The following is a 6,295-nucleotide window of genomic DNA, read 5'->3' on the forward strand; positions in this document are numbered from 1 at the left end:
GTCTTTTTTTTGTCTGAATCAGGATAGACAGGATTTGAGGATTTTCGGGATGTTATTGTTTAATTTGCTGTTTGCATAAAGAAAGATATTATACCATCATCTAATCTATGTTTATGATCTTTTCCTAAATAAAAAATTACATCCTGTACATCCTATAATCGGTGGTTATCCTGATTCAGAGGATGTTTTAAAAGTTGTTCCAGTATAAATTAACCCCTCTCCAAACCTCTCCCCTATAAGAGGAGGGGCTTTTAAACCCCCATTCCCTCGTAGGGAAGGGGGGTAGGGGGGTTAGGTTTTTAGAGATTACTGGTTTCATATAATACTTTTCAAACAACCTCTCAGACAAAAATTACATCCTGTACATCCTATAATCGGTGGACATCCTGACTCAGATAATTATTAATCAATTGCCTATTTCACCTATTTTCTTCTTTCCTGTAACTTGCGATAAACTGCTTTTAAATCAACCTGATGATGTGCTAAAGCCACAAGAGTATGATAAAACAAATCTGCCACTTCACCAGCGATCGCATCGGCATCATCATCTTTACACGCCATTACTACCTCGGCGCTTTCCTCACCAATCTTTTTTAAAATCTTATTATCACCACCAGCCAATAATTTACAGGTATAAGAATCTTCATTAGGATGATCACGGCGATCGCAAATTACCGCAAACAATTGTGATAAACTATCCCCTGGTGGTGCTGTCACTGTCCCATCAACCTGGTGAAAACAACTACGTTCTCCAGTATGACAAGCTACATCTCCCAATTGCTCTACCCCGATCAACAGAGCATCACTATCACAATCATAACGAATACTTTGCACCTTCTGAATATGTCCAGAAGTCGCACCTTTATGCCAAAACTCCTGACGGGAACGACTCCAAAACCAAGTTTCCCCAGATTCCAAAGTCTTTTGTAACGATTCCTGATTCATCCAAGCCATCATTAACACAGTTCCATCCAAATAATCTTGGACAATTGCCGGCACTAAACCCTGATCATCATAACGAATTTTATCTACAGGGATAGCAGATTGGAGAGATAGCAGTTGGGAAGAAGACATACTAGTTAATTTACAATAATTCTTTGACTTAACATACCATTTTCAGCTAATCCTATACCATAGAAATTTACAAGTAGCTTTTCACCCTATCCTAAGATAGAAGCTCAATTTTCATCACCACGTAGTAGGAGATACCCTTGGTCAATACCTCAATTAAAACCACAAAATCACAAGAAATCTTTGGTGCTGCTCAAAACCTCATGCCCGGAGGAGTCAGTTCTCCGGTTCGCGCTTTTAAATCTGTTGGTGGACAACCCATAGTATTTGACCGTGTTAATGGTGCATATATTTGGGATGTGGACGGCAATAAATACATTGACTATGTTGGTACTTGGGGCCCAGCTATTTGTGGTCATGCTCATCCAGAAGTAATTTCCGCACTACACACAGCCTTAGAAAAAGGGACAAGTTTTGGCGCTCCCTGCGCCCTCGAAAACGTTTTAGCCGAAATGGTCATTGATGCTGTTCCTAGCGTCGAAATGGTCAGATTTGTTAACTCTGGAACAGAAGCTTGTATGGCGGTATTACGCCTGATGCGAGCCTTTACAAATCGAGAAAAAATCATCAAATTTGAAGGCTGCTATCACGGACACGCGGATATGTTCCTGGTAAAAGCTGGTTCAGGTGTCGCTACCTTGGGCTTACCCGACTCCCCAGGAGTACCCAAATCTGCCACAGCCAGCACTTTAACCGCGCCTTTCAATGATTTGGAAGCTGTAAAAGCCTTATTTGAACAAAACCCCCAGGAAATCGCCGGTGTCATTCTCGAACCCGTAGTTGGTAACGCTGGTTTTATTACTCCTGATGCCGGTTTCCTAGAAGGACTACGGGAACTTACCCAAGAACACGGCGCATTATTAGTATTTGATGAAGTAATGACGGGCTTCCGTATTGCCTATGGTGGCGCACAAGCCAAATTTGGTGTTACCCCCGACTTAACCACTATGGGTAAAGTCATTGGTGGTGGTTTACCAGTTGGCGCTTATGGTGGCCGCCGTGAAATTATGTCTATGATTGCCCCTGCTGGTCCAGTTTATCAAGCTGGAACTCTTTCTGGTAATCCCTTAGCGATGACAGCCGGAATTAAAACCCTAGAACTACTTAGTAAACCCGGCACTTATGAGTATTTAGAAAAAATTACTCAAAAATTAGCCGATGGTTTACTAAAAATTGCCAAAGATACTGGTCATGCAGCCTGTGGTGGTCATATCAGCGCCATGTTTGGAATGTTCTTCACTGCCGGGCCAGTGAATAACTATGAAGATGCCAAAAAATCCGATACCGCTAAATTTGGTCGTTTCCATCGCGGAATGTTAGAACATGGTATTTACTTAGCACCATCTCAATTTGAAGCTGGATTTACTTCTTTGGCACATACCGAGGAAGATATTGAACAAACATTAGCTGCAGCTAAAGCAGTATTGTCTAGTCTATAAAAAGGCGGAGGGGCAGGGGAGATATGAGAGAATGTATACTACTATTACCTCTTGCCTCTTGCCCCCGTTGGTGAGCGTAGCCGTTGGCAAAGCGTGGCCTTAGCCATACCACTGCCTCTTGCCTGTTGATAAAGTTCACGGTGTAAATCCACTTGGTGGGTAGTTCAACCAACGTTTCCGCCATTGTGAAGTTGATTCTAGATTTGATACATTGACCTCCTGTTGTCGCCTTCTGAGTATCTCTTCAGTATTATCACTTAAATTAGAATCTCGATAAGGAATAGCAGCGCGAGTTTGTAAATGTTCTATTTCAGCTTGAGAAAGGGGTAAAAATTCCGATGTGGTTAATGTTTGAGTATGTGCGGAATATCCTGCTATAGTTCCGGGAGTCCGTCTTCCTACTGGTGGAGTAGAACCTATAACCAAGCCAGCCGATAAAAGCGCCGTTCGTACAGCAGCAGCACAGGAATAAGTTGCAAGTAACCCATTTGGGTGTAGGCATTTCGATACTTTATCAATAAATTCAATTGTCCATAGTTGCGGACAATGGGGCGGGGAAAAGGGATCAAGAAAAATTGCGTCTGCTTGAAAACCTGATTTTTGTAGTTTTAAAATTAAGCTTCTAGCGTCACCAATGAGTAAATTGGCGTGAAGATAATCGCTTTGAATTTGATATTTAAAAGCTATTGCGGATAAAATCTTGCTATACTTGTTATCCCAATTAGTAAATAACTGATGGCTAATGGCCGCTTGGGGTACAATCGGATTTAATTCCAAACCTATTACTTCCACATGACAACTAGGATTAACTTCCCAAATTGTCTTTAAAGCGGCAGCGGTATTGTATCCTAGACCATAGCAAACATCTAATAATCGGATAAATCCCGTCTTTGCTAATATTGGTAATCGAGTCGGAACGGCAAACTTGAGTAAACTTTCTTGTTTTGCACCATAGTGACTGTGAAAAGCTTCGTTAAATTCTGTTGAGAAAAAAGTAAAAGAACCATCTTGTGTGGGTTGCGGTGTAAAATTCTCTAGGTTTGACATTTTTTCAGGAGTTCAGAAATCAGAAGTTAGTAGGGTTCCTAGTCTTCGACTGGGAACGAGATAAATTTACCAATTACCAATTACCTATGAATCAATTTATTGTTTCTCCACAATGGCTATTTGAAAATCTGAATCATCCTCAAGTTGTGATTGTTGATTGTCGCTTTTCTTTAGCTGATATAAAATTAGGAAAAAAACAATATCAAACTAATCATATCCCAGGTGCTTACTATTTAGACTTAAATGAAGATTTATCTAGTCCTGTAGGAGAACATGGGGGAAGACATCCCTTACCAAATATCACAGAGTTAGCAGAAAAGTTATCAGCTATTGGGGTAAATTCTCCACAAACTTTAGTAGTAGCCTATGATGATTCTCGCTTTGCTTTTGCCTCACGTTTATGGTGGTTATTGCGTTATTTAGGACATGAACAAGTAGCTATTTTAGATGGTGGTTTTGACCGTTGGCAAAAAGCGGGTTATGCTATTACGGATATAATTCCTGCTGCTGCAAGAGGTCTTTTTGTTCCGCAAATTCAAGCGGATAAAGTTGTAGACTTTAATTATGTCAAAAATCATAAAGATAATGCAGATGTGGTTTTAGTAGACTCTAGAGAACCAGAACGTTATCGTGGAGAAAAAGAACCAATTGATAAAATTGCTGGACATATTCCCGGTGCTGTTAACTATCCTTGGCAAGAAGTAACTGATGCTTCTGGGTGTGTACTTCCCCAGTCTGCACAATCTCAACGTTGGCAAAATCTAGACATAACTAAGGAAATTTTAGTTTATTGCGGTTCTGGTGTTACGGCTTGTGTAAATTTACTTTCCTTAGAATTAGCTGGGATGACAACAGGTAAACTTTATCCTGGGAGTTGGAGTGATTGGATTAGTTATTAGCTAAAACAGCTAAGTCCACAGCGAAACCATCATAGAAGCTACGCTAGATTAAATCAAGGCATCTGAATTATTAGCCGATTTTTAGCTGAAAAAAGTAGAGATTTATGACTTTTGATTACGACCTGTTTGTAATTGGTGCGGGTTCTGGCGGTTTAGCTGCTTCTAAACGGGCTGCTAGTTATGGCGCGAAAGTGGCGATCGCTGAATATGATTTAGTTGGTGGTACTTGCGTAATTCGCGGTTGTGTCCCGAAAAAACTCATGGTTTACGGTTCTCACTTTCCCGCCCAATTCCAAGAAGCCGCCGGTTATGGTTGGACGGTGGGAGATGTAAAATTTGACTGGGAACACTTTATTACATCCATAGATAAGGAAGTCCGCAGACTTTCCGCCCTCCACATCAGCTTTTTAGAAAAAGCCGGTGTAGAATTAATTTCCGGTCGTGCTAGTTTTGTAGATCCTCACACTGTAGAAGTAAATGGTAAACAATATACAGCCGCAAAAATATTAATTGCTGTGGGTGGTCGTCCCATTAAACCAGACATACCCGGAATAGAATACGCTATTACCTCCAATGAAATCTTTCACCTGAAAACCCAACCCAAACATATCGCCATCATTGGTGCTGGTTATATTGGTAGTGAGTTTGCTTGTATTATGCGGGGCTTAGGTTCAGAAGTAACGCAAATTATCCGCAAAGAGCAAATTTTAAACGGTTTTGATCAAGATATCCGCACCAGTATCCAAGAGGGAATGACGAATCATGGTATTCGTATTATCCAAAATACTCTGGTGACAGCAATAGAAAAGGTGGATGAGGGACTAAAATTAACCCTATCTGGAGATCAAGAACCCATCATTGCGGATGTATTTTTAGTTGCCACCGGTCGCAGTCCCAATGTAGAAGGGTTAGCCTTAGAAAATGCCCAACTTGACTGTGTTCCCAGTTCTGAGGAAGGACCGGGATATAGTACCGCAAATGCGATCGCTGTTAATGAATATAGTCAAACTTGCCAACCCCATATCTTTGCCGTTGGTGATGTCACAGATAGGTTAAATTTAACACCCGTCGCCATTGGTGAAGGCCGGGCCTTTGCTGATACCGAATTTGGCAACAACCGCCGGGAATTTAGCCATGAAACCGTTGCTACAGCCGTATTTACCACTCCAGAAGCGGCTACAGTCGGTTTAACAGAAGCCCAAGCTAGGGCAAAATACGGTGATGATAGTATCAAAATTTATCGGACTAGCTTCCGCCCCATGTACTACACTTTACCGGGTAAGCAGGAAAAAACCATGATGAAGCTGATCGTAGATATTAACACTGATAAGATTTTAGGCGCTCACATGGTGGGAGATAGCGCCGCAGAGATCATTCAAGGTGTAGCAATTGCGGTGAAAATGGGTGCAACTAAAGCCGATTTTGATGCCACCGTAGGTATTCACCCTTCCGCGGCGGAGGAATTTGTTACCATGCGATAATTGTATTTGGTAGGGGTTTAGCAGTGCTAAACCCTGAAAATTCTGATAAGTGTAGTTTGCATATATTTCATCAGGGTGAAAATTACTGATATTGAGTTTGAGCTAATTTTTCTCTAATTAAGTTCTCCACTTGCCCCAACTCATGATTTGATTTAGGTATATCAAAAATTTCGCTGGAAGTTTCCGAAGCAAAACGATCAACAAAGGTATGAAATGCTGCTTGATCGTCTGGATGAGCAATTATGTAAGCTCTTAATTCAGTTTTATTCATGCTAATAAAGTTTGGTTTAATCATAAAAACCTCCATAAACCATTGGGATATATTTCTATTTCTATGTTAAGTAGTCGTGCAAAATAA

The 6,295-nt window shown here is 40.9% G+C and carries 6 protein-coding genes; 3 read left to right on the forward strand and 3 right to left on the reverse strand.

From position 1 onward, the window contains the following. Window positions 1–423: 423 nt before the first annotated feature. The gene (hisIE, locus tag CUN59_RS02370) at window positions 424–1,074 is read right to left on the reverse strand and encodes a bifunctional phosphoribosyl-AMP cyclohydrolase/phosphoribosyl-ATP diphosphatase HisIE (protein ID WP_104386325.1); all 651 of its coding nucleotides are present in this window, start codon (window positions 1,072–1,074) and stop codon (window positions 424–426) included. A 137-nt stretch (window positions 1,075–1,211) separates the two neighbouring features. Between hisIE and hemL the strand changes: the two genes are divergently transcribed. Then, window positions 1,212–2,510, forward strand: coding sequence for a glutamate-1-semialdehyde 2,1-aminomutase (gene hemL / locus CUN59_RS02375; protein WP_104386326.1), 1,299 nt, complete (start codon window positions 1,212–1,214; stop codon window positions 2,508–2,510). 135 nt (window positions 2,511–2,645) lie between these two features. On the opposite strand, the gene CUN59_RS02380 is transcribed toward hemL, so the two are convergent. Continuing rightward, a complete protein-coding gene (locus CUN59_RS02380; RefSeq protein WP_104386327.1) occupies window positions 2,646–3,557 on the reverse strand; it encodes a tRNA (5-methylaminomethyl-2-thiouridine)(34)-methyltransferase MnmD in 912 nt (303 codons plus the stop codon). Between the two features lie 86 nt (window positions 3,558–3,643). Between CUN59_RS02380 and CUN59_RS02385 the strand changes: the two genes are divergently transcribed. Both CUN59_RS02385 and gor read left to right on the forward strand, forming a co-directional pair. After that, window positions 3,644–4,456: a sulfurtransferase gene (locus CUN59_RS02385; RefSeq protein WP_104386328.1), complete on the forward strand. Its 813-nt coding sequence runs from the start codon at window positions 3,644–3,646 to the stop codon at window positions 4,454–4,456. 104 nt (window positions 4,457–4,560) lie between these two features. Further along, window positions 4,561–5,937 (forward strand): glutathione-disulfide reductase, encoded by a 1,377-nt coding sequence (gor, locus tag CUN59_RS02390; RefSeq protein ID WP_104386329.1) that lies wholly within the window; start codon window positions 4,561–4,563, stop codon window positions 5,935–5,937. Window positions 5,938–6,019: 82 nt separating this feature from the next. Here the strand turns inward: gor and CUN59_RS02395 are convergent, their stop codons facing one another. Then, a complete protein-coding gene (locus CUN59_RS02395; RefSeq protein WP_104386332.1) occupies window positions 6,020–6,232 on the reverse strand; it encodes a DUF6887 family protein in 213 nt (70 codons plus the stop codon). Window positions 6,233–6,295 lie beyond the last annotated feature (63 nt).

This window comes from Cuspidothrix issatschenkoi CHARLIE-1 (genome assembly GCF_002934005.1).
Classification (GTDB): Bacteria; Cyanobacteriota; Cyanobacteriia; order Cyanobacteriales; family Nostocaceae; genus Cuspidothrix; species Cuspidothrix issatschenkoi.